The sequence below is a fragment of the Nonomuraea roseola genome (assembly GCF_039535395.1).
GTDB lineage: Bacteria > Actinomycetota > Actinomycetes > Streptosporangiales > Streptosporangiaceae > Nonomuraea > Nonomuraea roseola.
The window spans coordinates 492,043-516,130 of record NZ_BAAAXC010000015.1 but is presented as its reverse complement, the minus strand read 5'-3'; the positions used below and the strand labels follow the sequence as shown (position 1 = coordinate 516,130).

Genomic DNA, 24,088 nt, shown 5'->3' with positions numbered 1-24,088 from the left:
GTCATGCCGTGAAGTCTCCGCTTCTAAGCTCTGGGGTGTGGCCAGATATTTCGATGTGCATCCGGACAGTCCGCAGCCCCGGCTGATCAGTCAGGTGGTCGAGCTTCTGCATGCGGACGGGCTGATCGCGTACCCGACGGACTCCTGCTACGCGCTGGGGTGCCGGCTGGGCAACAAGGAGGGCATCGAGCGCATCAGGGAGATCCGCAGCCTCGGCAGCGACCATCATTTCACCCTGGTCTGCAGGGATTTCTCCCAGTTCGGCCAGTTCGTCCACGTCAGCAATGCGCTGTTCCGCTCGGTCAAGGCGGCGACCCCCGGCGGTTACACGTTCATCCTGCCCGCGACCAAGGAGGTGCCGCGGCGGCTGCTGCACCCCCGGAAGAAGACGGTCGGCGTCCGGATCCCCGATCACGTCGTCACGCAGGCGCTGCTGGCCGAGCTCGGCGAACCGCTGGTGTCGAGCACCCTGCTGCTGCCCGATGAGACCGAGCCCTTGACGCAGGGCTGGGAGATCAAGGAGAGGCTCGACCACGAGGTGGACGCCGTCATCGACGCCGGCGAGTGCGGCGCCACCCCGACGACGGTCGTCGACTTCTCGCAGGGCGAGCCGGAGATCCTCCGCCGAGGCGCCGGAGACTCGTCCCTCTTCGAGTAGGCGATCGCCGTCATCTGAGGCGGCCCGACGACGAGCTGTGTGATCCGGGCCGCCACGAGGCGTTGTCGATCGTCGTCCGTAACGGGCGGGCGAGCCTGGCCGAAGGCGACGAGGCCGACCTGATGGTCATCGACGACAACCCATTTGAGGGCAGGGCTCTGCGGTCGATGCCGGTCACCGCCACGATGCTCGCGGGCCGGTGGACCTGGCGTAAGGGCATCTAGCCGTACTTACGACAGAGGGTGAGCACGGGCGACACCGAGGGCCTCGAGGTTCCTGCCCGGCGCGTTGGCGGCTCGAAAGGGCGATCTCAACCGTGTGTCATGGCTGATGGAGATCGCTGAGTTAGTTGCGGGTCTCGCCGGCCTCGGGGACGTCCAGGGCGGTGTACAGGTCAAGGGCCTGGAGGGCGTGGTCGCGGGCGAGGTCGACATGGCCGAGGTCGCGGTGGACGTGCGCCAGGCCGTCGTGGGCGCGAGCCTGCTCGAGGGGATAGCTCGCTCACCTCGCGGGCGAGGGCCAGCGCGCTGTCGTGGTCGTCCACGGCCTGGGCGAGACGGGCGGTCTCCGCCAGGCCGTTGAGCGACTCGGCTTCGTCTCCGGGAAAGCCGAACGTGCGGCACAGGTGCAGGGCGTCGCGATGATGGCGGCGGGCCTGGTCATAGCGGCCCTGCCGTTGGCACACCAGCCCGAGGTTGTTCAGGACGACGGTTTCGCCGATGCGGGATCCGGTCTCGCGATACAGGTGCAGCGCCCGGCGATGGTGGTCGTGGGCGTCTTCGTAGCGTCCTTGGTGCTCATGGACGATGCCGAGGTTGGTCAGGGTGCTGGCTTCGCCGGCGCGGTCGCCGAACTCACGGAACGGGACGAGGGACTGCCGATGAGCTCGGCCAGCAGGCGGCCCAGCCGGATGGCCTCGGCGCACAGCTCGGTTGACCTGCACGCTCGTGGTCTGGGATCTCGACGAGGACGAGGGGTTCGCCGACTGTCCGGTCCTCCTCGACTTCGAGGGCGAACAAGTCGAGATCAACCACCGGAAGTTCGACGCGCTCACGATCTTCACGTTCATGATCGTCCGCCTGGGTGGCTCCCAAGGTGGCTTCAGAAGGCTGATGGATCGCGTGCTTGCGAGCCGGTCCGATCTCGTGCCGTACTGGTCATGAGCCGGGCGGCGGGCTCCCCGCCAGCGTCCCTGACTGACCGCTGCCGGCCACCCTGAACGGCTCGGTAACCCAGTGATCGGGCTTCGGCAGTCTCGGCAGGAGGAGCGCGAAGAGCGTGCCGCCAGGTCCGAACACCAAGCAGATGAACACCCAGGCAAGCCAGTTATGCCCTTTGCGATAAGCCAACCAGGGGCCGAGGACGCTCAGCACCAGAATAACGATCATCAGCAAGGCGTACAGCGACCCAGGCACGGGGGAAGTTTCTCACTTTTGATCTTCTGGTCATAGCTCGGGCGAGCGTACACATCGCGCTCGCGCGATCATCCCGATGCTCCTATGGATGTCAATCGGCGGGGCATCGGCGCATGGCACGAGGAGCCTGTCCGGGCTGGCAGGCCGAGTCCTTGGCACCACCGGGCTGAGGCTCCACTCATGCGGGTGCCTCATCGATCGGCCGGCGGCACCGTGCGGGCGCGGAGTCTGCGCAGCATCCGGGTGTCTTCGAAGCCCACCTCGCGGGCCGCGACCTCGGCGGTGGCGCCCCGTCCGAGGAGGTGTTCGGCGCGTTCCAGTCGCAGAGCGGTCTGGTAGGCCAGGGGAGTGAGGCCAGTCGCCCGGGTGAACAGCCGGGTCACGGTCCGCTCGCTGCAGCCGGTGGCCTCGGCCAGCAGACTCAGGGGCAGCCGCTCGGTGAAACGGGTCTCGATCAGATCCTGGATGCGGTGGACCGTCTCGTCCACGTGTGAGCGCCATCGCACCATGGGGCTGATCTGCTCCGCCGTACCGTCGCGGTGGGTGTGGACGAGCAGGGCACGGGCCACCTGCCCTGCCGTGTAGGGGCCGTGGCGGGTGGTCACCAGGTGCAGCGCGACGTCGATCCCACTGGCCACGCCCGCGGAGGTGACGACCCTGTCGTCTTCGACGTACAGCGCGTCTTTGACGACCTTCGCCTGCGGGTAGAGGCGCGCGAGCTCGTCCTGGACGGTGTGGTGGGTCGTGCAGCGGCGACCGTCGAGCAGTCCGGCGCGGCCCAGCGCGTCGGCGCCCGCGCACACACTGGCGACCGTGCCGCCCGATTCGTGATGCTCGCGCAGGCGGCGCAGTGTCTGCTTGCCTGCCGGGCGGGTGGGGCCGCGCCAGCCGGGCACGATGATCAGGTCGTCGGGGGTCAGCGGCGGCCAGGTGATCTCCGCTTGCAGGGGCAGCCCTTGTACGGTGGCGACCTCGCCGGCCTCGGCGACGTAGGCGGGGGTGTACGGCCAGCCGAGGTCGTTGGCGGTGGAGAAGACCTGGGCGGGTCCGGCCACGTCGAGGAGGTGCACCTGCGGGATGAGCAGGAAGACGACTCGGGACATGGCCGGTGCCTCCTAGTTCCTGGTGAGCTCGTCCACGGTCTTGATGGTGGCGAAACGGCCTGACAGAGCGTATTCGGTGCGGGCGATGATCTCGTCCACGCCGAGGGTGCGCGGGTCTTGGAGGAGTTCGGAGAAGGGCAGGTCGTCTGGTGCGTTGCGGTGCGGGATGGGTGTGGTCGCGGTGGCGTCGATGGCGAAGTCGACCTCGAATCCGAGGTCGGAAGCGAGGCGGGTGGTGGTCTCGCAGCACTGTTCGGTGCGGATGCCGCAGATGGTCAGCTTCGTGACGGCGCGCTGGGTGAGGTACTGGTGGAGGTTGGTGGTGGTGAAGGCGTTGTGGGCGGTCTTGGTGAGGATCGGCTCGCCGTCGAGGGGCTGGATGCCGTCCATCAGGCGGACGAACCCGCGGGCCGGGTCGAAGACCGAGCCTGATCCCGGGCGCGAGCCGAGCACCCACACGACCGCGTCGCCCGCGTTCCTGGCGGCCGCGGCCAGGCGGTTGACCTGGGAGACGATGTCCGGCTGCGAGGTGTGCCGCCAGTCTGGGAGCTCCAGGAAGGAGTTCTGGACGTCGATGACGATGAGGGCGCGGGTCATGCCCTTCAGCCTGGTGAGACGGGGCTGCAAGCTGAAGGCATCACCTGGTCAGGCTTCGGGCCGATCCGGTCAGGCCTGGGTCACCCGCCGGTGGAGGCCCGGACCACAGCGGTTCGGCACGTTCTGAGCGCTCGTCATGCTGGTCAGCGTAGGCGCGAGCGGCAGCGAGCATGGTCCGCGTCTTCTCGCCCAGCGGTTCGGTGTCAGGCCCTGCTGAGTGCCGAGGTTGGCCAGGTGCGCGGGTATGGGTAGGCGCACAGTATGTCAATTGAGACATCATGAGTGACGTAGAGAAGCCTTTCTAAGGAACCCTCCCGTTGATCAACTTCGCGTCCAGATCGCCACGACCGCGCGCCTTCGACGTCGACTGGATCCATGGATCGCCGTCGGCCAAGCACAACACCGACCCCGACATCCAGGTGTACGCCTATGACGAGCACACGTTCGTCTTGCGGCAGAACATGGCGATCAACTACGAGGCGCCCTTTCTCTTCCTGCTGTTCGGCAACGACCAGGCCGTCCTCCTCGACACCGGTGCGACCGAATCCGCCGAGTTCTTCCCTTTGCGCAAGGTGGTCGACGAACTGGTCGACGACTGGCTCACCCGCCACCCAGCAGACGGCTACCGCTTGCTCGTCCTCCACACGCATGCGCACGGCGACCACATCGCCGGCGACCCCCAGTTCGTCGATCGTCCCGACACTCTCATCGTGGACGCACGCCTGGGCAACGCCTGGAAGTTCTTCGGCTTCGACGAGGATCCTTCGCGCATCGCCCATGTCGACCTGGGCGGCAGAGTGCTGGAGTGCCTGGCAACCCCTGGCCACCACGAAGCGGCCGTCACGTTCTACGACCCCCACACCGGCTTCCTGCTCACCGGCGACACGATCTACCCTGGCAGGCTCTACGTCCAGGACTGGCCCGCTTTCATCGCCACCGTCGATCGGTTGATCGACTTCACCGCCACCCGCCCTGTCACCCACGTGGTCGGCTGCCACATCGAAATGACCACCAGGCCAGGCGTCGACTACCCGGTCCGCACCACCTATCAGCCCGACGAGCCACCCCTTGAGCTGACCGTCGGCCACCTGCGGCAGATCCGCAGCGCCATTGAGGAGGTCGGCGAGCGATCCGGCTCTCACGCCTTCGCCGACTTCATCATCTGCCGCCGGGACAGCTGACCCCATGCCTCAGACTGCCTGCCTGGTAACCGGTTCAGCCTTCGTCGACGTGGCCGACCCCGGCAGCGGCCTGGGTAATCCTTTCGCCGTCGTGCTGGGCGACGACGTGCCGGCGTGGGATCTCGAGCGACGTCGTACGGTGGCCAGGCGGTCAGGCGCCCCCGAGACCGTCTTCGTCAACGCCCTGCGCGGCTCACAGCTCGAGGTCACCGTGCTGACGCCCACGGGACAAGAGCTCGGCGCCTGCGCACATGGCTTCATCGGCGCCGTGCACACCCTGGCCGAGAACGGAGCCCTCGCCTCCGGCGACGAAGTGGAGATCAGAACGTCCGCCACGGCCGCAGCCGTTGCCTCGGTGAGGCCCGGCGATGTCGTCATGCTGCGATTCGTGTCCCGACCACCGAGACGCGCCGACGACCTCGGCCCCGCCCTGACCGGCATCTTCCCGCTCCCCGTACAGAGGCCAGGCTCCACCCTGCAGATCCTGTCCGTCGGCTCGCCCAAGCTGACCGTCGAAGTGACGCCCGAGACCTTCACCCTGCTCCGCACTCAGCTGCACAGGCTCGACTTCGACCGCCTGCTGCACCTGCAACGCACCGCAGAGATCAACGGAGTACACCTGTTCTGCCGCGCCCCCCAGACCCTTCTGCCTGCTCAGTCGATCCAGGTGAACGCCTACCTCGGCGAAGACCTGATGATCGACCGCGCCACCGGGGTGTCGAACGCCGCACAAGTCAGCGCCGACCCGTACGTCCAACCAGGCCAGCAAGTGCAGATCGCTCAGTACTCCCAGCAGGGACGCACCGCGATCCTGACCATCATCAAGGGCCACCGCGGCGAGGTCCAGGTAGGAGGCGCCGCCACGCTCACCTCCCGCCGTCCCGCTGCTCTTATGCACCAGAGCTGATCGGACGTCGACGGCGAGTTCGCAGAAGCCGGGAAGGGAGCCGCCATCCACAGGTGCGGGTCAGCGAACGAGGTGCGGTGTTTGATGCCCACAATCCGGGCCCCTCGCGGTGGGTGACGGATCAGACACCCTCACCGTGCGGCCGTTCCCCCCACCACCCAGCGCTCGGACTTGGCCGGCTGGGCCGGCTACGGCTACCGCCGCTCCCACTCCCGCTGGTTCTGGGGCCTGCGACTACACCTGATCTGCACTCCGGCCGGACGGCCGGTCACCTCGGCCCTGGCCACCCCGAAGATCGACGAACGGCAGGTGCTGATGGCCGTCCTCGATCACCATCCTGACCTGCTCGTCGACCGGCCAGGATTGCTGATCGCGGACAAGGGCCACGTGTCGGCTGAACTGGACCGCTACCTGACTGAACGAGGCGTGCTGCGGCCTTCCTACTGCAACCGCACACCCCGCCCGGCGAGCAGTACCTCAAACCCATTCGTCAGCTCATCGAATCGGTCAACGACACCCTGAAGGGTCAACTCGATCTCGAGCTTCACGCCGGACGTAGCCCGGAGGACGTAGCCCGGAGGGGGTCGGCGCGCGCATCGCTCAGCGCATCTTGGCGTTGACCGCCACGATCTGGCACAACCGCGCCACCGGCCAGCCGATCACCCGGTCACTGATCGCCTACGACCACTAACCGGAGATAGGACTTACTCGGCTAGGCCAAGGCGTCGAGGCCGGCGATGATGTCCGGAACCTCGGTTCGCGAAGTGTAGTCGGGGTGGACACTGATCCATCGGAGGACATGAGCGCCGTCGATGATGGCGACAGTGGGCATCGGCACCGTCACCGTGCCATCGGCATTGGCGGCGGCCACGTCGATGCCCAGCCGGGCCAGTGATGCCAGGGCGTCCGGCGTAGGCTGCGTGAGAATGCCGAGACCGGCGGCCAGCCGGTTCCCCACGTCAGAAAAGACCGGGAACGTCAGCTCATTCTTCTGTCGCATGGCCAGCGAACCCTGGAAGGTCTGTGGGCTGATACCCGCCAGTTCCACGCCACGGTTGGCCAACTGCGGCAGTAGCCGCTTCTGGTACGTCCGCAGCGCTAGGTTGCAGTACGGTCCCCACACCCCCCGGTAGAACACCAGCACAGTCGTCCGGCCGCCCGTAATCGCATACAGCGACGTCGAGTGGCCGTTGACATCGACGAGGGGCATGTCGGGCACCGTGAGTCCCAGCGTGGCGAGCCCGACCGGGACCCCTGCGGCTCGCAGTGCAGCCTGTTCGGCGGTGAACGGGCTGAGCGCGCCGGCGGGTGCCTGGCTCATCATGGTCGCAGTCAGTTCCTGCGCCTGCTCGGCTATCGAGGTGTCATGCGTGTGGATCGTCATCGGAGCCTCTTATGAACGAGTGAGTAGGGCGTGGTCGACTGAACAGGTCGTACGGGTGGACGGTTCACGGGGAAGGGAGGGAGCCTGGGTGGGTGTCCCGGTCGGCGAAGACAGCCGAAACACCCGCCCGAGGGCTTTCAGGTCTATGGCGTCAGGCGAGGCCGAGCCGGGGGCGCACCCATTGCGCCAGCTTCCTGATCGCCTCGTCGGCGGCCGGGGCGCGGCCGGCGCCCATGTGCCAGGTGTGCTGCTGGTCTTCGAAGATCTCTACCTTGACCTCCACGCCCTCCTTTTCGGCGAGTGTGGCGAGCCGGTGGCTGTCATCGAGGATCATCTCGGTGCTGCTGGCCTGGATGTACAGCGGGGGCAGGCCGGCCAGGTCGGCGTAGAGAGCGTTGATGGCCGGGTTCTTGGGGTCGCCGTGCTCGCCCAGCAGGATCTGTACCAGGAATTCCAGATTCATCGGTGTCTCGCCGCCGAAGAGGACGTCCGTCATCCGGTTGGTCGTGCGGGTCTGGCCACCGTTCTCGATGTCGAACCAGGGCGACAGCGGCATCACGGCCGCCGCGACGGGCAGCCCGCTGTCGCGGGCGTGCAGCATCGTCAGCACGCTGAGCCCCCCGCCTGCCGAGTCGCCGGTGACGGCGACGTGCTCTGCCTTGATGCCCTGATCGAGCAGCCAACGGTAGGCTGCGGCGGTGTCGTTGATCTGGGCGGGGTGCTGGTGCTCGGGCGTCAGGCGGTAGTCGACGATGAGGGCCCTGGCACCGACGGCCTTGGCGAGATGCGCGAACATCTTGCGATGGGTGTACATCGAACCGCCGATGAACCCACCTCCGTGCAGGCACAAAAGCACCCGATCTTCCACACTGGCCTTCGGCGTCACCCACATGGCCGGCACGCCGCCGGCGTCCACCTCGACATAGTCGACCCCACCAGGTTCGGTGGTCGCGTCGCTCCAGTGGTCATTGAGGTCGCGGGACTCTTCCAGCGGGATCGGCGGATTCTGCGCGAACGCCGCGTTGACCTGCCGGTAGTGCTCGGTCAGCCAATCGGTCTTGCCTGTCATGTGCAGAGTTCCTTTGCGGTATACGCCGTCACACCGTGAATGCGTGGGAGGGGACGGCGTCGGTTTCCTTGAGCGGTCGCCTGCCTGCAGCAGGCAAGCGATACCCATGCCGTAGGCGACACAGGTATAGGTGTGCAGTGCTTCTCGCCGGAGACGAGCGCTGTTTCGGCGAGGCTTTCACCCATAGAGACAAGCCTCACGCTGAGAAGGAATCGCTGCTCCCGTGAGAAGCTCAGAGCGGCTTCGGCACGCAAGGGCCAGGCGCGTGCGCCGTCTCAATCCCCTACCCAGGGCTGGTGTGGAAGGCATGGACCTGCCACTAGCCGTCGTTTCGGGAGAGGACCCAGGTGTCGTAGCTGCCGGCGGGATCGGCCGATTCCTCCGCCTGCCCTTGTCTGCCGAGCCCGGCGCGGCCTGGACCGCTCGGCGGCGATTCCTTTTGCCGCCCTGGATGGTCCTCATTGGTGAGGCTCAGCGAGAGTCGACACAACAGGCGGGAGAGGACCACGGTGAGCACGCTCGAGGAGTTCGCCGCGCTCGCGGAGCCATACCGTCGCGAACTGCTGGCGCACTGCTACCGCATGATGGGCTCGGTGCACGAAGCCGAAGACCTGGTGCAGGAGACCTACCTGCGTGCCTGGCGCGGCTTTGAGAAGTTCGAGGGCCGCTCGTCTCTGCGCACCTGGCTCTACACGATCGCCACCAACGCCTGCCTGAACGAGCGCAAGCAACGCAGCCGGCGTGAGCTGCCCTCCGGCCTCGGGCCGGCGTTCGGTGACCCCGATGCCCCGCCCGAAGCGGCGCGCGGAGACGTGCTCTGGCTGCAGCCGATCCCCGACACGATGGTCACGCCCGGCCCGGGCGACCCCGCCTCCATCGTCACCTCGCGCGAACAACTGCGTCTCGCCCTCATTGCCAGCCTCCAGAAGCTGACGCCGCGGCAGCGGGCGGTCTACCTGCTGCGCGAGGTGCTGGAATTCCCTGCCGCGAACGTGGCGGCCATGCTGGAGACCTCCGTGGCCGCGGTCAAGAGCTCGCTGCAGCGCGCTCGCGCGGCCCTGACCGACCTCGACACCACGCACGAGAAACTCACCGAGCATGATGTCCAGGACCTGCTGGAGCAGTACATGACCGCCTTCGAGAAGGCGGATCTGGCGGCTCTGGAACGGGCCCTGCGCAAGGACGCCGCGCTGGAGATGGTCGGCTACTCCACGTGGTTCTCCGGGCTGGACACCTGCCTGCGTCACCTCGCCCGGGCGCTGGGCTCTCCCGGAACCTGGCGGATGGTTCCCGTCCAGGCCAACGGGCAGCCCGCCGCTGCCGCCTACCTACGCGGGGAGAACGGCACCTACGACGCCTTCGGCCTCGCTGTCCTCACCGTCACGCCGGGCGGCATCAGCCGGATCACCGTTTTCGGTAAGGAAGACTTGCTTCCTTCGTTCGGCATACCGAGCGCACTGTTGTGAGGTCACGACGAGACGCGCCGTCCGAACCGCGCCATGAGCCGGTTGCCTGGGCCGGCTCCATCGGGAACAGGTAAGGGCGGGCCATGCTGCAAGTGGCTGGTACCTGTGGTCAAGACTAGAGGGAGGAGCTCCAGGACACCGGCGGCCAGCGGCGGCGGAACGGCCCGGTCGCGTCTACAGGCCCAGCCGACGTCCCAGGCGTAGACGGTGATCTACACCGTGCACGCGGCAAGAAGGAGACCCCGGGGCAGGTAGTGGTCACCGATCGCGATAGGACTGTCCGGCGCGCACTCGGCGCGGCCACGGCCAGCAGCCTGCGCGTCCGGTGGAAGAAGGCAACAGGATCGTCCCCCGCCTGAATGACAGGCTCCCAGCCGATCACCGCTTCTGTGAGGGCCTCGTAGAGGAGTTCAAGCGCGTCGTTCAGGCGCCACAGCAGCGCCTCGACATCTCCTGGGTCCGGTGCGCCTGAGGCGAGACTCTTGACCCACGAGGTGGCTCGACGTAGCCCCCGCTAATCCGTCGCCGCCGGCGAACCCGTCGCTACTCGGCCGCAGGTTGTGGTCGGCGTCGGGCACCGGCGCTTCGATGCCCGGGCAGCTGTGCATCACCACAGCTGGAGGGGAAAGGTCTGGACAGGGCGGGGCGTGTCTTCCGGCTGAACGTCAAAGGAGGAACTGCAGGGTGCGCTCGGCCACAACCGGGGCCGTTTTCCCTTCCGGCCCGAAATGGTTAAGGCCGGGCACACTTTCGAGTGTGACCTGGGGAAGGGTGTCGCGTACAGCATCGAACTCCGCTCTGGTCGCGCGCGGCGTACGACCCCCGCACAGCAGCAGCACCGGAGCGGTGACGGCCGCGAACGCGGCAAGCCGGCCCTGCTGGTCCGCCATCTGCTCGTGCTCGGCCAGGTTGGCCTCCAGAAGCGGCCGCATCCGCTGCCAACTCGGCCCGCGGAACCCGATGCGCAACGCCATCCGCAGATACCAGTACGGCAGCTTGGACAGGAAGGCGGGCGCGCCGCCCGAGCCTTTTATGAAATGGACGAACGCGCCATAGGGATCGCCTGCGGCCAGCCGTTCCCGGTAAGGGGCCATCCAGTCTGTGGAAAGGGGGCCGACGGGAACTCCGGGCTCGTAGACCGCGATGCGCTCGAACACCTGGAACGACCGTGCGGTCTCAAGGATGACAAGGCCGCCGTAGCTGTGGCCGAACGCCAGCCGCGCGCCGGTCTCCGCCTGGACGGCCAGCAGGTCTTCCACTTCCTTGCCCAGGGTGTACTGGGGCCCCTGAGGGCCGCTGGCACCGCGTCCTCGCCGGTCGACGACGTGCACAGTGAAGGAGCGAGCCAGAGCGGAGGCCAGCGGCAGGTAGTCCTGCGAGGTTCGCAGAGCGCCGCCGAGCACGATGAGGCCCGACCCTGCGCCTATCGTTTGATAGCTGATCGGCGTGCCGTCGGTTGAGGAGACTGTGCGCTGATGCGTCTGCGGGATCTGGTTGGACTGCTTCATTTGGTTGACTCCCGTTCCACGCGGTCCAACGTCGCGAGCAGCGTCGCGGTGTGCTCGGCGAACTCGGCGTAGGGCACACCGCTGTGTGCGACCAGGGCGGCCAGCCTTTCCTCGAACTCCTGCCGGAGCGAGGCCGCGACTTGCTTTCCCTCGTCGGTGAGGCTGAGCTGCCGGCGGTTCCCACCCGCAGGGTCGGGCTGGACATCGAGAAGCCCCTCGGCGGCAAGTACGGCGGTCATGCGGCTCACCGACGGCTCGGTCACACCCAGGCCGTCGGCAAGGGCGCGTTGCGTTGAGACGCCCAGCTCGCCTACCAGGGCCAGCGCAAGAAAGCGGCTGTAGGAGATGTTGTGCTCGGCCCGCAGGATCCGGTCGGCCGCCCGGTCAAGGCGGGCGACGAGCACGTGCAGGTTGAGGCTGAGGTTGCGTTCCACGTCCTATAACTTAGCATTCTAACTTAGCATTGCAAGGTTGGATCCGAAGCTTGCTGTGACCGGTATGGCGGTCTGCAGGAGTTTCACCCGTTGTCCTTGGGGTTCCAGGTGCCGGTGGCGGCGCTCTCGCGGGCGAAGTCGGCGAAGTCGCGGGGGTGCGGCCCAGTGCGCGTGCACTCCGTCGCCGAGGTGGGCGCTGCGGCCGTCCATGACGGTGGTGAACGGGTAGCCGCGCAACTCGACGATGTGGGCGGGCACGCCCTCGGCGGTCACCGCGGCCGAACTCGAAGCGATCACCCACGAGCCGGTCGTCGACCTGGCGGCGCTGGACGACTTCCTATCCGGTTGGTGACGCATCGCCTCCCGCGCCGCCGCCGCCGACCCGGCCGGCTGGCAGGCGCATGCACGAAGAGGCCGAGCAGCTTCAATCCAGCGCGCGTACGGCAGGCCCCACGTTGGCCGAGGTGCTGGCCCGGCGCGGAGCCCAGCCGTAGGTGTACACCATCCGCATGGGTAGCGACGTCGCCAAAGCCCAGATCGACGCCCTATCCGACCCCGAGATCGATGTCCTGCCGGAAATCTACGAAGTGCTCCGCCTGACTCCCGGCAATGGCCGCGATTATCGACAAGATCAGATTCGTGTGCTGTCCGCCTGGTAGGCCCGCCAACGCGCATGGCCGCCCGGGCCGAGCGCGCCCGACGATGCCGTATCGCCAGCCGCGTCGGGATTCAGGAGGCGGCGGGGGAGCGGTCGACCGGCCGGTACTTCATCAGGACGACACCTGAGGTGAACGGCTCGGCGGAGATCAGCTCCAGCCGTTGCGGTGGTCGGCCGCCCTCAAACAGAGCCTTGCCGTCGCGCAGGAACACGGGATGTACCAGCAGGTGGAACTCGTCGACGAGCGTGAGCTCAACGAGAGACCAGATCACTCCGAGGCTGCCGTAGACCACGATGTCCCCGCCGTGGCCGCGCTTGAGTTCGATGATCTCGTCCGGGTCGACGCGTTCGTGTCTGCGGGTGTTCTGCCACGCCGCGATGTTTCCCGAAGCGGAGATGACGATTTTCTCCATGGTGTCGACCCGTCGGGCGTATCTCCGCACCTCCTCCGCTTCGTCAGGGTCCTGTGCGGCCCGCGGCCAATGGCCGGCGAAGTCGGCGTGCGTGATCCGCCCCAGCAGCAGGCCACCGGATCCCTCCACCAACTCCCGCTCATACCTGAGCACCTGCTCGTCGATCTGCAACCAGTCCATCTCGTCTCGCGGACCGGCGACGAATCCGTCGAGCGTCGTCCACATCGACACAATGATCTTGCGCATCTTTCATTCTCCATCGCGGTGCGTTGAACTTGGCGTCTTGCCGGGCCGGTGTTGATCTCCGAAGTCGTCTGCATGGGTGACCGTAGTCCCGTGCACACAGGCGGGCTGGGGCTGGCGACTGCGACGTGATCCCTCTTGAGGCACCAGGGAGGCGGCGTCGATCAGGTCCGTCGATAGGTGGAGATGACCACTCCGGTCCATGCCGTGGTGGTGTCGGTCAGTTCCAGGTCCAGCGGGGTGTCGGCGTTGAATAGCCGCTTGCCGCCACCGATCACGGTGGGGTAGGTCAGCAGTACGAATTCGTCGATGAGTCCGGCGGGCAGCAGCGTGGTGATCAGCTGGCTGCTGCCCCAGATGCTGATGTGGTCGTGCCGCTGTTTCAGCTGGGTGACCTGCTCGGTGACGTCTCCGCGCAGCAGGGTGGAGTTGTTCCAGTCGACGGTCTGCAGGGTGCGGGAGGCCACGTACTTGGGCTGGCTGTTGAGCTGGACGGTCCGCGGGTCTGCTGGATCGGCGCCGGGCCAGTAACTGGCGAACAGCTCATAGGTTCGCCTGCCGATCAGCAGCGCGTCGGCGTCCAGCACCGATTTGGTGGTGCGCTGGTCCACCACCGGGTCGGCGTAGGGCTGGGTCCAGCCGCCGGACCTGAACCCGCCGTCGCGGTCTTCGTCCGGGAGGCCGGGTGCCTGGATCACGCCGTCGAGGGTGACGAACGCCGTCACAACAATCTTGCCCATTCTCAGATGTCCTTGCCCAGTCGCGTCTGCGGTCTTGGGGGTGCGGGTTGTTATCGGTTGGCGCCGAAGGCGGCCAGGACGGGTTCGGGAGTCCGCTCTGGAAAGCGCTTCTGGAAGTCCAGGACGCCGACCCGGGTGGGGCGCAGTGCGATCCGGACCATCCGGAGGCCCGGCTGGTCGATCGCCGTCAGGTAGGCGGTTCCGGCCTCCTCGCCCATCACCGCGCGCTGTATCGTGGCGTACTCGGGAAGCACTCCTTCCACCTCGGTGAGGGTGACCTTCCCGCGCAGCATGAGGGCCTGTGGGGGAGCGTCGGCGGTGTCGATGCAGATCGCCACGTCACGGCGGGCGCGCAGGTCGCGGATCTTGTAGGTGCTGGCGAACGCGCCGATGACGACCTCATCGCCGTTCCAGAGGAAGTTGACCGGGATCAGCCGCGGTGTCCCGTCCTTACTGATGTAGGCCAGCCGCGCCACCAGAGTCGAGTCGTTGAGCAGGCGCTGCGCGGTGGGGGTGCCCAGCAGTCGCACGTCGCCCTGCGGTGGGCCCGCCGCCTGGGTGTCAGAAAGGCTCATGAGGCTTCAAGTTAGCGAGGTAACTCCTAAAGAACAAGTGATGCTCCTAAACTAGGATTTCTGCCGTAGTCTGAAGACTATGAGCGGCATGCGCAGCTATGGAGACCCGTGCGGTGTGGCCCGCGGACTGGACGTCATTGGCGAACGCTGGGCCCTGCTGGTGGTACGCGACCTCCTGCTGGGCCCCAAACGCTTCAACGACCTGCACGCCGGCCTGCCGGGCGTCAGCCCGAACGTGCTCACCCAGCGGCTACGCGACCTGACCGAGCACGGCGTCGTGCAACGCCGTGACCTGCCACCCCCGACCCGCGTCCGCCTCTACGAACTCACCGACTGGGGCCGCGCGCTGGAACCGCTCGTCCTCTACCTCGGCCGCTGGGGCAGCCAGACCGCGGCCGCCCCCGACGGCCTTCTCGGCGTCGACTCGATCCTGCTCAGCATCAAGGCAGGCTTCGACCCGACCCGGGCCGCGTATCTCCATGGCATCTACGAACTGCACATCGACGCCGACACCTACTTCATCGAGGTCACCGACGACTCGCTCCACATCAGCCGCGACAGCGCACCCACGCCCCCCCACGCCACCCTCACCACCGACCTCGACACCCTCCGCGCCATCTGCGACCACCAGATCACCCTGGCGGCGGCACTGGACTCGGGCTCGCTGAACCTCGGCGGCGACGAACACGCCAAACAGGGCCTCACAGACCTTCTCTTGGCCCCGTTCATGCCCTCACCCCAGCCGACCAACACGCCCTAAGGCGCCGGACAGGTGTCGGGGACGAACCGCAGCCGGTTTCTCGGCGTGCCTATCGCAGTGACCTGTCCGATGCCCGGTGGGTGTTGATCGAGCCGACGTTGACGGCGTGGCGAGCGGCCCGGCAGGGACCGGGCGTGGCGGCTCGCATCCATGACCTGCGGGAGATCGTCAACGCAATCTTGTATGTATGTCGGACCGGGATCGCCTGGGAATACCTGCCGCACGACTTCCCGCCGTACAAGACGGTCTATGACTACTACGCCAATGGGAGTCCGACGGGACCACCCGGACGCTGCATGACCTGCTGCGACAGCAGGTCAGAGTGACCAAGGGGCGTACTCCCGCTCCGACTGCAGCGATCATTGATGCGCAGAGTGTGAAGACCTCCGGCAACGTCGGTGAATCCAGTCAGGGCATCGACGCCGGCAAGAAGATCAAGGGCCGGAAACGGCACATCGCCACGGACACGGAGAATCCACCCAAACCTGGTGCATCAAACACCTTAGAACGGACATGTAGCTCAACATCTAGATCAGATGCCCTCTTGGAGGTCCTAACAGAATGATCTCTGCTGTGCTTTGATCTCTCGCTGTAGCCGAGCGATGGGAGCATGAGTGGCCAAGCTGAAGCCGTGGGAGGTCAGCGACGAGCTGTGGGCGGTGATCGAGCCGTTGCTGCCCCAGCGTCAGCGGCGCTTCCGTCATCCGGGACGTAAACGGCTCGATGATCGGCTGGCGTTGCAGGGCATCTTGTTCGTGCTGCACACCGGGATCGCCTGGGAGCACCTGCCGCAGGAACTGGGCTACGGCTCGGGCATGACCTGCTGGCGACGCCTGGCCGAGTGGAACGCCTCCGGCACCTGGCAGCGTCTGCACGAGGTGCTGCTGGACCGGTTACGGGCGGCCGACGCACTGGACTTCTCTCGTTCTGCCGTGGACTCCTCGCAGATCAGAGCGTTAAAAGGGGGGCGCAGGCCGGCCCCTCCCCGGTCGATCGAGGACGGGCCGGCAGCAAACACCACCTGATCACCGAGGCCACCGGCATCCCGCTCGCGGTGATCCTGACCGGTGCCAACCGCAACGACGTGACCCAGCTCATCCCGCTCCTGCATGCCATCCCGAAGATGCGCGGCAAGCGCGGCCGCCCCCGGCAACGCCCCGACGTGGTGCTCGCCGACCGCGGTTACGACCACGACACGTACCGCCGCTTGGTCCGCGAACTGCAGATCCGACCCCTGATCGCCCGCCGCGGCACCGCACACGGCTCCGGCCTGGGCAAACATCGCTACGTCGTCGAGCAGACCTTCGCCCTGCTGCACGCCTTCCGACGCCTGCGCATCCGCTGGGAGGTCCGCGCCGAGATCCACGAGGCATTTCTCAGTCTGGCCTGCGCGCTGACCTGCTGGCGACGCCTCAACTCATTGCGTTAGGACCTCTTACTTCATGAAGGGCCCACTGTCGGCCCGTCCCTCTAGGAGGAGTTTCCCATGGACACGGTCACGGTTGTGGTTGCCGTCATCTCGATCATCATGGCCCCGATGTGCGGCCTGCTGGGTTTGTGGCTGCGCTGGCGGATGCGACGTGAAAAGGTTCGGGGCCAATACCTCACCCGCATCAGTGAGCGGCCACGACGTCCCCGGTCTGAATCGGACGAGGAGGCGGAAGCGGCTTTCGTGGAGACATGTCTGAATCATGGCAGGGGGAATCTGTCGGTTCCGGCTGATATCCATGATCACCCAGCGTTTCCGATCATCAGTGGAGCCGTGTCATGACGTCAGCGGGCAGATGGGACCACATGGACCCGGCCACGAGGGCCGCCTACCAGCGGTTCGACGAGCTCACCGAGCAGGGACTCGACCCCGGCCCCGGCGTCGACTGGCGGGTCTACGGCACCTACGCGCAGATGAAGCTCTGGCTGGGGCCGGAAGGCGGCCACGACTACGACGAGCGGGTGCTGCGCGTGGTCCGGTCGGTGGCCGAGCGTGACATCGACTTCACCTACCGGGAAGCGCACCACCTCATGGGCCGGGCGGAGTACTGGGTGCGGCAGGGGCACACCCGCTACGAGGAGCTGTTCCGGATCCCGCTTGCGGCCACCCGCCGGTTCGACTACCAGCTGCGCCGAGACCTGCTGCGCTGGCTGACATCGGGACCGTGGCTGAAGGACGCGCGGGCGCTCCTGGCCGAGCAGGTGACCGAGCTGCTCACCGAACCCGCCGAGCACGGCCCGGCCGGGGTGGTCCGGACCGAGATCGGGGACACCGACCACTTCGCCCGCATGCTGGCCGAGGAATACGGCCCGCGCCTGGTCGAGGTGCTGCCGCTGTTCCGCCACTGGAACACCGCCCGCTCGACCAAACCCAGCGCCCGGTGGCTCAGGAACGCCGCGCGGATGCTCACCCCCGGCGCGGTCGCCCTGGTCCGTGAGCTGCTCACGCGGCTGGTGGCCTACCGGGGCGGAGACTGGGTCGTCCGCTATGACGACGAGGAGTGGTGGGACAAGGTCTTCCTCAAGGAGCACACCATCGTCGTGGTGCGCGGCATCCTGTGGACCTGCCAGGTCATCGACGAGCGCTGGGTGACCTCGCTCGTCACCGACGTCGCGATGACCTGCGGCACCGGCAGCAACGGGATGGGCTCCACGTGCCGCTGCGAACCCGTCACCAACGCCGCCGTCGGCGTCCTGGCCCGCAGGGGCGGCCTCGACATGATCGTCCCGCTGTCCAGAATCCAGGCGAAGGTGCGCGCGAGGTCCGTACAGAGGAATCTGAGCCTCGCCCTCGACGCGGTGGCCGTCGAGAACGGGCTGACCCGCGAGCAGCTGCTCGACCGGACGGTCCCCACCTTCGGCCTGGACGCCGACGGCGTCCGCGAGGAGAAGATCGGCGACTACCGGGTCAGGTTGTGCGCCGACGTGCCCGCCCTGCGCTACGTGAACGCCGCCGGCAAGACCGTCAAGTCGCTGCCGAAGGATCTGCGCGCGGAGCTGTCCGATCTGCGGGCCATCCTGAAGGAGCTCAAGCTGGCGCAGGCGGCCGAGCGGTCCCGCTTGGAACAGGCGATCGTCCATGAGCGGACGTGGCACTGGCGCGAGGTGACCGAGTACTTCCTCGACCATCCCGTCACCGGCCCCTACGCCCGCACCCTGGTCTGGCAGATCGCCGGCGGCCCGGCGGCCCTGCCGGTCAAGACCGCCGACGGCTGGGAACTGGCCGGCCACCGCCCCGCACCCGACGCCGTGGCAGGCCTGTGGCACCCGATCCACGCGACCGCCGACGAGGTGGCGACGTGGCGCGACCATCTTCTCGAGGGTGGTGTACGCCAGCCGTTCAAGCAGGTCTTCCGCGAGCTCTACCTGCTGACCCCCGCCGAGGAGCGGACCGGCACCTTCTCCAACCGCTTCGCCGGCCACATTCTGCGCTACGGCCAGGCCCGGACCCTGCTGGGCCAGCGCGGCTGGACCGGCCGGTCGATCGGCAACTGGGACTACGAGAACGGCGGCGACCAGGGCGAGGTGGTGCGCGACCTGGCGGGCTGGCAGGCCCGCTGGGCCATGCACATCGTCTCCGCCCCCGGGGCCGAGACCACCATGCTGTGCGCCACCGAGGGCATCACCTTCCACCGCGACGGGCAACCGGCGTCGATGGCCGATCTGCCGCCGCTGGTGCTGTCGGAGATCCTCCGCGAGGCCGACCTCGCCGTGGGCGTGGCCACGGTCGCCCGCGACGACCAGGCGCTGATCGGCCACGAACGCTATTGGCGCTCCCACGGCTTCGGCGAGCTGACGGAGACGGCCAAGACCCGGCGCGAGGTGCTGGCGCGGCTGCTGCCGAAACTGAAGATCGCCTCCCGTGTGGAGCTGACCGACAGATTCCTTCTTGTACGGGGTGATCTGAAGACGTACAAGATCCATCTGGGGTCGACGAACATCCTGATGGAGCCCAACGACGCGTACCTGTGCATCGTCCCGGCGAGCGGGCGCGCGGCCGGATCGGTGTTCCTGCCGTTCGAGGACGACGGGGGGACTCTGTCGGTGATCCTTTCGAAGGCGTGCCTCCTGGCCAACGACACGGCGATCACCGACCCGACGATCATCCGGCAGCTCGGCTGAACGACCGCTCAGACACCGTCGTATCTCTCGATCGACCGGGGAGGGGCCGGTCTGCGCCCCCCTTTTAACGCCCTGATCTGCGAGGAGTCCACGGCAGCGGTCAAGTGCGCCGTCTCGCCAAGGGCATGACCCAGTCTTCAGTGCTGACGGCTGCTCACAGGCGTGCGGTCCACTCGTGGCTCGTGAGAACCTCAGCACCCCTGGCAGGGAAGACGCGGTTGATCAGGAAGTCGTGCACGTCCGGTTCCTCATCGGCGCAGGCGTCGCTGAGGACGGTCACGCGGTAGTCGCGGTCGGCGGCGTCGTAGAGCGTGGCGGCGACCATCGCCCCGGTCGCGACACCGGTCAGCACGATCGAGTCGATGCGCTGGGCGCGCAGGAGCAGATCGAGGTCGGTGGCCGCGAACGCGCTGGCGCGGTGCTTGAGGACGACGGCCTCGCCCGGCAACGGTTGGATGCGCGGGTGCACGAGCGTCTCGGGGGATTCTTCGTGGAACAGTGTCCCCACCCCGTGCAGGGTACTGATCAACTGGTTGCTTGCTGCCACATCAAGGCCTGAGGCCCGGAGCCCGAAACGGATGAAGATCACCGGGATTCCGGCGGCTCTGGCCGCGGGGAGAACTTTCTCCATGACGGGAAGCACGCCGGCGGCGAAGGGGTAGTTGTCCACGATGCCCGCCTGCAGGTCGCCGACGATGAGCGCGGTGGTGGTCATAAGGTTTCCTTGTCTGTGCGGCGTGCCATCGGCGTCGTGTCCTTGGCGTTGTCGATCTAGTACGACGATAGTGGGACAGATTGGCGTATGGGCCATCGGCCACGGCGCAGGCGGCCCGCGACCTCCGCCACGCCTGTCTCGACCTGGCTCAACGCTGGTGTGGCTGCGACGCAGGCGGTCGACTAGGCGGTGCGCCCTCCCGTGCTTTCCTTGGGCGGACCGAGCCCTGAGGTGAGGTTTACCTACCCGCGTATGGCCAGGTCGTCGCCACCCCTGGAACACAGCGTAACTGATCGACTACTTTGTGTGATGAGTTGGTCATCCCCCGTTACCGCCAGCAGGAGGTTTCATGCGCCCGACTGCCCGTCTCCTCACCGCCGCCACGCTCACCGCAGGCGGCCTCCTACTGTTCACCGCTCAACCCGCCCACGCCATCATCGATCCCATCACGACGATCAGCTGCCTCACCGAGACGGCGGCCGACGTGACCGCCCTGGTCGATCCGGCCGCCGTGGCCGCGCCCGCCGAGGCGCCCGCGGTTCACTGCCTCCAGCCCTGACCCTGTAGCCGATGCTCACGACGGCGCGGCAGGCCCTGCCGCGCCGTCCCCCCGCCTGACGTGCATCGAAAGCGGAAGCACCCGCGACGTCTTCGAAGGAGATCATGTTGAAGATCCGAGCTCTGGCCGCGGGGTCGGCCCTCGCGCTGGCGACGGCGGTCGCCGTCCCTCCCGTCATGGTGGGAAGCGGTGACCCAGCGGGCGTCAACGTCCAGGCCATCGTCGACAGGGTGAACCTCTACGTCCTCACGTCGTAGCGATGGGACCACTCCTCCACGTAGCCGCAGCGCCGGCCCAGCGGAACGGCGTGCTCAAGCGGCTGAGCTACGTCATGTTCGTCAGTCGCTGGATACAGACTCCGCTCTACCTGGGGCTCATCGTGGCCCAAGTCGTCTACGTGTGGCGGTTCATGGCCGAGCTGATGCACCTGGTCACGCTCGGATTCGGCGGCACGCCAGCGGAGACCACCATCATGCTGATCGTCCTCGGGCTGGTAGACGTGGTGATGATCTCGAACCTGCTGATCATGGTGATCATCGGCGGCTACGAGACCTTCGTCTCACGGTTGCGCATCGAGGGACATCCCGACCAGCCCCAATGGCTCTCCCACGTCAACGCCAATGTGCTCAAGGTCAAACTGGCCATGGCGATCATCGGTATCTCCTCCATCCACCTCCTCCAGATCTTCATCAACGCAGCCAGGCCCACCATCACCGACAGGGAACTTCTATGGAAGACACTGATCCATTTGACCTTCATCGTCTCCGCGGTCGCGCTCGCCCTCATCGATCGGATCATGGAAGGCGGCCGTCCCGATCAGAACGCCACCCGGGACGTTCACGGCCCGGGCCAGACGGACCTGACGCAGGAACGCGTGGCCGCCTAGACATGATCGCGCGGGCCGTACCGGGGAAGGGGCCGGTGACGGCGGCGTGGGTGATCACGGCCGCCACGCTGGGCTACGCGCTGGTGGGGCCGGCGCCGGGCGCTCCCGCTCACGCCGCCGTCTCTGGTACGGCCCGCGTCCACCACCAGGAGCCCGCTCCCACCGCTGCTCGCCCCCTGATCGGCGACGTGATCGTCTTCAACGACGAGATCGTCGAACCCGTGTCAGCGCCGGTGAGCACCTGTGGCGGCCCGCTTCCGCTGTTCAGCAGCGCGACCATCTCCTGTCAGGGGGCCTCGCGCGTGTCCGACGACGACGCCTGATCCACCCCCGTCCGGATGGTCAGTGTGACCTCCGGAACCCGTCGCGTGCCCGCCGTGGCTGCCGGGCACGCGACACAGGTGGAAGGCCCCTCATCTGTGGCAGAACAACCGGTGCTCGATGCGGTTCCATTTCGACCTGCCGGGCGGGAAGTGGCGGACCGAGCTCGACGAAGGAGTCCGTGCGCTGGTTGACCACCATCGCATGGCTCCCCTGGTAGAAGGGCCGGACGCTGCTGAGCCGGCCAGAACTCGAGGGCTACTCGGCAGGCATGGCCTCCCGCATCGCCTTCGCGGTGGCGGTGGGGTCGTAGCCCTCGGGGACGCCTTCGATCAGGATGATGTCGCCCTTGATGTGTCGCGAGCGCAGCGGTGCGATCTCCTGGTATGCGGGTGAGTCCCACCATGCCCGCGCCTCGGCGATCCCCGGGAAGCCGATCATCACGACGTTCCCTGGCCAGGTGCCCTCCTTCACCTCGTGCTGCGTCACGTGCACGAGGAAGCGGCCGCCGTATGGCTCGAAGGTGGCGGTGATGCGCTCGATGTACTCAGCGATCTCCGGGTGCGGGGCGGCCTCGTGCAGGTTTGCGATGACGTAGGCGGACATGGTGTCCTTTCGGTCGGTCGGGCTCTGTACGTTGACGATCGTGGCATGCGGACGCGCCGGGGCGACGACCTGGCAGGAAAGCGGCCAGGGTCCTACGGCCTGTCAAAGCGCTCCTGGCACGCGATGGAGCTGCGGTCACCTTGACAGGCCGCGCCCCCCAAAGTCGCTGATCAGCTGAGCGTGAGGCCGGGGCAGCAACCGTGAGAACGTGGCGCGGCGGCGGGGTGCGCCTCAGGCTGCTCCGCTGCCGCGCGGGCTACGTCGGCGAGCAGGCGGGTGCGCTGCTCGGCGGAGATGACGCGTCCGCGCGTCACAACGGCATGGATGTTCATGGTGTTGCGGATGTCGGCCAGCGGGTCGGCGTTCAGAATCACCAGATCGGCGCTCTTGCCGAGCCCCACGGTGCCCTGGGAGTGGTGCAGGCCGAGGAGTCGCGCGGGCCGGCTGGTTGCGGCCTGGAGTGCCTGCATGGGGGTGAAACCGGACCGTACCAGCAGGGCGAGTTCGTCGTGCAGGCCGAAGCCGGGGATGACGTAGGGCAGGTCGCCGCCGTCGGTACCGGCCAGAACGGGAACCCCGCTGGAGCGCAGGGCATCGGCGAAGGCGAGCCGACGCTCGAAGAGCTGCTCTCTTTGCGCGCTCTCCTGAGAGGTACGGCCGGCCCGGATGATGTTCTCCAACGCCCACGACCAGGCGGCGACGAGCGGGGCCGGAACGTACCGCAGTCGTTCGTCGGTCAGATCGACCTCGTCGGGTCGGTCCAGCACCTGGTACACGCTGAGCGTGGGGACGACGTGGGTGTGGTCGCGCGCCAGGGCGGCGAACACCTTGCCGGCCTTGCGGCGGCTGTAGGTGGTGGCCGCCAGCCACTCCAGCCGGTGGATCTCGTGCAGCCAGGTGACGTAGTCGCCCTGGGCGATCGTCAGCCGGGCGAGCCGGTGGCGGATCTCGGCCTCCTGGGTGGAGGTGGCGTACCAGGTGGAGTACAGGTGCTCGATGCTGCGCTGTCCCGCGCGGCTGGCGGTGGTGAGAGGAACGGCGTCGGGGCAGTGTCCGGCGAACGGGATCCGGAGACGGCGCGCCTCGTCGGCGACCGCGCGGTAGGCGCGGTCGCCGAGCCTGGAGTACACCTTGACGAAGTCGGCGCCCTCCGCCTTGGCCTGGCGTACGGCCTGCCGCGCTTGGGTTTCCGTGTCGACCACGGTGAATGAGGCGGGATCTCCGATGGTGGGTTCTCCGTCGACGATCCGGCTGCCGATGACCATGCGCGGGCCGAGCATCGTTTCGGCTTCGATTCGGTCGCGCCACTGGTGCAGGAGGGGAGAGCCGGACATCTCGCGGACGGTGGTGATGCCGTTGGCGAGGTAGAGCGGTGGTGCTATCTCCTCCGAGGGGATGCTGTGGACGTGCATGTCACACAGTCCGGGGATCACGTGCTTTCCGGTCAGGTCGAGCACGGTTGCCCCGGCGGGGAGGGGGACCCGGTCGGAGGGCCCGATCATGCTGATCCGTTCTCCCGTGATGAGGACGGTCGTGTCGGGTCGCGGTGGGGCTCCGGTGGCGTCGATGACCGTGGCGTGGGTCAGTGCAACGGTTTGCGCGGGTGTGGCCGCCATGGCTGGACGGCTCGACTGGGTCGTTGCCGCAGCTCCTGCGGCAACGACTATCACGGCAGCACGCAGGCTGGCGCGCCGGGTCAGCTCGGCCATGATGCTCCTTCGGCGATAGGGGTTCGGGGTCGGCAGACGTCGACGCTCACGCGGTTCACGCTCCGGCCCGG

Annotated in this window: 30 protein-coding genes and 2 pseudogenes; 17 read left to right on the top strand and 15 right to left on the bottom strand. The window is 67.4% G+C overall.

Annotated features, from left to right (window positions below):
* Positions 1-37: 37 nt before the first annotated feature.
* Together ABFX55_RS25540 and ABFX55_RS25535 are read left to right on the top strand one after the other, a co-directional pair.
* Positions 38-658 (top strand): L-threonylcarbamoyladenylate synthase, encoded by a 621-nt coding sequence (locus ABFX55_RS25540; protein WP_346124992.1) that lies wholly within the window; start codon positions 38-40, stop codon positions 656-658.
* 62 nt (positions 659-720) lie between these two features.
* Positions 721-882 carry a hypothetical protein gene (locus ABFX55_RS25535; RefSeq protein WP_346124990.1) on the top strand — a complete coding sequence of 54 codons (162 nt, stop codon included), beginning with the start codon at positions 721-723 and terminating at the stop codon, positions 880-882.
* A gap of 170 nt (positions 883-1,052) precedes the next feature.
* Here ABFX55_RS25535 and ABFX55_RS49970 read toward each other — a convergent pair whose 3' ends face one another.
* Positions 1,053-1,583, bottom strand: a complete 531-nt coding sequence (locus tag ABFX55_RS49970; protein ID WP_428834789.1) for a tetratricopeptide repeat protein — start codon at positions 1,581-1,583, stop codon at positions 1,053-1,055.
* 22 nt (positions 1,584-1,605) lie between these two features.
* On the opposite strand from ABFX55_RS49970, the gene ABFX55_RS25530 reads away from it, so the two are divergent.
* The gene (locus ABFX55_RS25530) at positions 1,606-1,821 is read left to right on the top strand and encodes a hypothetical protein (RefSeq protein ID WP_346124989.1); all 216 of its coding nucleotides are present in this window, start codon (positions 1,606-1,608) and stop codon (positions 1,819-1,821) included.
* Here the strand turns inward: ABFX55_RS25530 and ABFX55_RS25525 are convergent.
* From ABFX55_RS25525 to ABFX55_RS25515, 3 genes are all read right to left on the bottom strand, one after another.
* Complete coding sequence (locus ABFX55_RS25525) at positions 1,816-2,046, bottom strand: hypothetical protein (protein ID WP_346124987.1); 231 nt, start codon at positions 2,044-2,046, stop codon at positions 1,816-1,818. The two genes, ABFX55_RS25530 and ABFX55_RS25525, sit on opposite strands and share 6 nt — an antisense overlap.
* Positions 2,047-2,264: 218 nt before the next feature.
* On the bottom strand, positions 2,265-3,176 hold the full coding sequence (locus ABFX55_RS25520) for a GlxA family transcriptional regulator (protein WP_346124986.1): 912 nt from the start codon (positions 3,174-3,176) through the stop codon (positions 2,265-2,267).
* Between the two features lie 12 nt (positions 3,177-3,188).
* Positions 3,189-3,773: an isochorismatase family protein gene (locus ABFX55_RS25515; RefSeq protein ID WP_346124984.1), complete on the bottom strand. Its 585-nt coding sequence runs from the start codon at positions 3,771-3,773 to the stop codon at positions 3,189-3,191.
* Positions 3,774-4,090: 317 nt separating this feature from the next.
* Between ABFX55_RS25515 and ABFX55_RS25510 the strand changes: the two genes are divergently transcribed.
* From ABFX55_RS25510 to ABFX55_RS25500, 3 genes and pseudogenes are all read left to right on the top strand, one after another.
* The gene (locus ABFX55_RS25510) at positions 4,091-4,954 is read left to right on the top strand and encodes an MBL fold metallo-hydrolase (protein WP_346124982.1); all 864 of its coding nucleotides are present in this window, start codon (positions 4,091-4,093) and stop codon (positions 4,952-4,954) included.
* Between the two features lie 4 nt (positions 4,955-4,958).
* A complete protein-coding gene (locus tag ABFX55_RS25505; protein WP_346124980.1) occupies positions 4,959-5,861 on the top strand; it encodes a PhzF family phenazine biosynthesis protein in 903 nt (300 codons plus the stop codon).
* A gap of 110 nt (positions 5,862-5,971) precedes the next feature.
* Positions 5,972-6,552 (top strand): annotated as a pseudogene (locus ABFX55_RS25500) (transposase); the annotation flags it as partial.
* 21 nt (positions 6,553-6,573) lie between these two features.
* On the opposite strand, the gene ABFX55_RS25495 reads toward ABFX55_RS25500, so the two are convergent.
* A complete protein-coding gene (locus tag ABFX55_RS25495; protein WP_346124978.1) occupies positions 6,574-7,245 on the bottom strand; it encodes a peroxiredoxin-like family protein in 672 nt (223 codons plus the stop codon).
* A 151-nt stretch (positions 7,246-7,396) separates the two neighbouring features.
* Positions 7,397-8,314 carry an alpha/beta hydrolase gene (locus ABFX55_RS25490; protein ID WP_346124976.1) on the bottom strand — a complete coding sequence of 306 codons (918 nt, stop codon included), beginning with the start codon at positions 8,312-8,314 and terminating at the stop codon, positions 7,397-7,399.
* 464 nt (positions 8,315-8,778) lie between these two features.
* Between ABFX55_RS25490 and ABFX55_RS25485 the strand changes: the two genes are divergently transcribed.
* Positions 8,779-9,780 carry a sigma-70 family RNA polymerase sigma factor gene (locus ABFX55_RS25485; RefSeq protein ID WP_346124974.1) on the top strand — a complete coding sequence of 334 codons (1,002 nt, stop codon included), beginning with the start codon at positions 8,779-8,781 and terminating at the stop codon, positions 9,778-9,780.
* Positions 9,781-10,445: 665 nt separating this feature from the next.
* Here the strand turns inward: ABFX55_RS25485 and ABFX55_RS25480 are convergent.
* Both ABFX55_RS25480 and ABFX55_RS25475 read right to left on the bottom strand, forming a co-directional pair.
* A complete protein-coding gene (locus ABFX55_RS25480) occupies positions 10,446-11,288 on the bottom strand; it encodes an alpha/beta fold hydrolase (protein WP_346124972.1) in 843 nt (280 codons plus the stop codon).
* A complete protein-coding gene (locus ABFX55_RS25475) occupies positions 11,285-11,722 on the bottom strand; it encodes a MarR family winged helix-turn-helix transcriptional regulator (RefSeq protein WP_346124970.1) in 438 nt (145 codons plus the stop codon). The genes ABFX55_RS25480 and ABFX55_RS25475 overlap by 4 nt, the downstream gene beginning before the upstream one ends.
* Before the next feature lie 509 nt (positions 11,723-12,231).
* Between ABFX55_RS25475 and ABFX55_RS25470 the strand changes: the two genes are divergently transcribed.
* Complete coding sequence (locus ABFX55_RS25470; protein WP_346124968.1) at positions 12,232-12,381, top strand: hypothetical protein; 150 nt, start codon at positions 12,232-12,234, stop codon at positions 12,379-12,381.
* 70 nt (positions 12,382-12,451) lie between these two features.
* Here the strand turns inward: ABFX55_RS25470 and ABFX55_RS25465 are convergent, their stop codons facing one another.
* From ABFX55_RS25465 to ABFX55_RS25455, 3 genes are all read right to left on the bottom strand, one after another.
* The gene (locus ABFX55_RS25465; RefSeq protein ID WP_346124966.1) at positions 12,452-13,039 is read right to left on the bottom strand and encodes a dihydrofolate reductase family protein; all 588 of its coding nucleotides are present in this window, start codon (positions 13,037-13,039) and stop codon (positions 12,452-12,454) included.
* A gap of 161 nt (positions 13,040-13,200) precedes the next feature.
* Positions 13,201-13,776, bottom strand: coding sequence for a dihydrofolate reductase family protein (locus ABFX55_RS25460; RefSeq protein WP_346124964.1), 576 nt, complete (start codon positions 13,774-13,776; stop codon positions 13,201-13,203).
* 50 nt (positions 13,777-13,826) lie between these two features.
* Positions 13,827-14,351 (bottom strand): pyridoxamine 5'-phosphate oxidase family protein, encoded by a 525-nt coding sequence (locus tag ABFX55_RS25455; RefSeq protein ID WP_346124962.1) that lies wholly within the window; start codon positions 14,349-14,351, stop codon positions 13,827-13,829.
* An 88-nt stretch (positions 14,352-14,439) separates the two neighbouring features.
* Here ABFX55_RS25455 and ABFX55_RS25450 point away from each other — a divergent pair, with 88 nt between their 5' ends.
* From ABFX55_RS25450 to ABFX55_RS25430, 5 genes and pseudogenes are all read left to right on the top strand, one after another.
* Positions 14,440-15,111 carry a winged helix-turn-helix transcriptional regulator gene (locus ABFX55_RS25450; RefSeq protein WP_346124960.1) on the top strand — a complete coding sequence of 224 codons (672 nt, stop codon included), beginning with the start codon at positions 14,440-14,442 and terminating at the stop codon, positions 15,109-15,111.
* A 62-nt stretch (positions 15,112-15,173) separates the two neighbouring features.
* Positions 15,174-15,580, top strand: a pseudogene (locus ABFX55_RS25445) (transposase); the annotation flags it as partial.
* 154 nt (positions 15,581-15,734) lie between these two features.
* A protein-coding gene (locus ABFX55_RS25440) for an IS5 family transposase (protein WP_379479110.1) occupies positions 15,735-16,540 on the top strand; the annotation gives its coding sequence in 2 pieces (ribosomal slippage) (positions 15,735-16,086 and positions 16,086-16,540; 807 coding nt in all).
* A 57-nt stretch (positions 16,541-16,597) separates the two neighbouring features.
* Positions 16,598-16,882, top strand: coding sequence for a hypothetical protein (locus ABFX55_RS25435; RefSeq protein WP_346124958.1), 285 nt, complete (start codon positions 16,598-16,600; stop codon positions 16,880-16,882).
* On the top strand, positions 16,879-19,221 hold the full coding sequence (locus tag ABFX55_RS25430; RefSeq protein ID WP_346124956.1) for a DUF4132 domain-containing protein: 2,343 nt from the start codon (positions 16,879-16,881) through the stop codon (positions 19,219-19,221). Before ABFX55_RS25435 ends, ABFX55_RS25430 begins: the two co-directional genes overlap by 4 nt.
* Positions 19,222-19,375: 154 nt before the next feature.
* Here the strand turns inward: ABFX55_RS25430 and ABFX55_RS25425 are convergent, their stop codons facing one another.
* A complete protein-coding gene (locus ABFX55_RS25425; protein WP_346124955.1) occupies positions 19,376-19,936 on the bottom strand; it encodes a cysteine hydrolase family protein in 561 nt (186 codons plus the stop codon).
* A gap of 349 nt (positions 19,937-20,285) precedes the next feature.
* Between ABFX55_RS25425 and ABFX55_RS25420 the strand changes: the two genes are divergently transcribed.
* From ABFX55_RS25420 to ABFX55_RS25405, 4 genes are all read left to right on the top strand, one after another.
* Positions 20,286-20,495, top strand: a complete 210-nt coding sequence (locus tag ABFX55_RS25420) for a hypothetical protein (protein ID WP_346124953.1) — start codon at positions 20,286-20,288, stop codon at positions 20,493-20,495.
* 104 nt (positions 20,496-20,599) lie between these two features.
* Positions 20,600-20,752 carry a hypothetical protein gene (locus tag ABFX55_RS25415; RefSeq protein WP_346124951.1) on the top strand — a complete coding sequence of 51 codons (153 nt, stop codon included), beginning with the start codon at positions 20,600-20,602 and terminating at the stop codon, positions 20,750-20,752.
* A 2-nt stretch (positions 20,753-20,754) separates the two neighbouring features.
* Positions 20,755-21,381, top strand: a complete 627-nt coding sequence (locus ABFX55_RS25410) for a TIGR00645 family protein (RefSeq protein ID WP_346124949.1) — start codon at positions 20,755-20,757, stop codon at positions 21,379-21,381.
* A 35-nt stretch (positions 21,382-21,416) separates the two neighbouring features.
* Positions 21,417-21,704, top strand: coding sequence for a hypothetical protein (locus tag ABFX55_RS25405; protein ID WP_346124947.1), 288 nt, complete (start codon positions 21,417-21,419; stop codon positions 21,702-21,704).
* Positions 21,705-21,794: 90 nt separating this feature from the next.
* On the opposite strand, the gene ABFX55_RS49965 is transcribed toward ABFX55_RS25405, so the two are convergent.
* The 3 genes from ABFX55_RS49965 to ABFX55_RS25395 all read right to left on the bottom strand — a co-directional run bounded on the left by ABFX55_RS49965 (position 21,795) and on the right by ABFX55_RS25395 (position 24,017).
* The gene (locus tag ABFX55_RS49965; RefSeq protein ID WP_379479099.1) at positions 21,795-21,908 is read right to left on the bottom strand and encodes an ISAzo13-like element transposase-related protein; all 114 of its coding nucleotides are present in this window, start codon (positions 21,906-21,908) and stop codon (positions 21,795-21,797) included.
* A 52-nt stretch (positions 21,909-21,960) separates the two neighbouring features.
* Positions 21,961-22,308 carry a DUF1330 domain-containing protein gene (locus tag ABFX55_RS25400; protein ID WP_346124945.1) on the bottom strand — a complete coding sequence of 116 codons (348 nt, stop codon included), beginning with the start codon at positions 22,306-22,308 and terminating at the stop codon, positions 21,961-21,963.
* A 170-nt stretch (positions 22,309-22,478) separates the two neighbouring features.
* Entirely contained in the window at positions 22,479-24,017 is a 1,539-nt protein-coding gene (locus tag ABFX55_RS25395) for an amidohydrolase family protein (protein ID WP_346124943.1), read from the bottom strand.
* Positions 24,018-24,088: the final 71 nt, after the last annotated feature.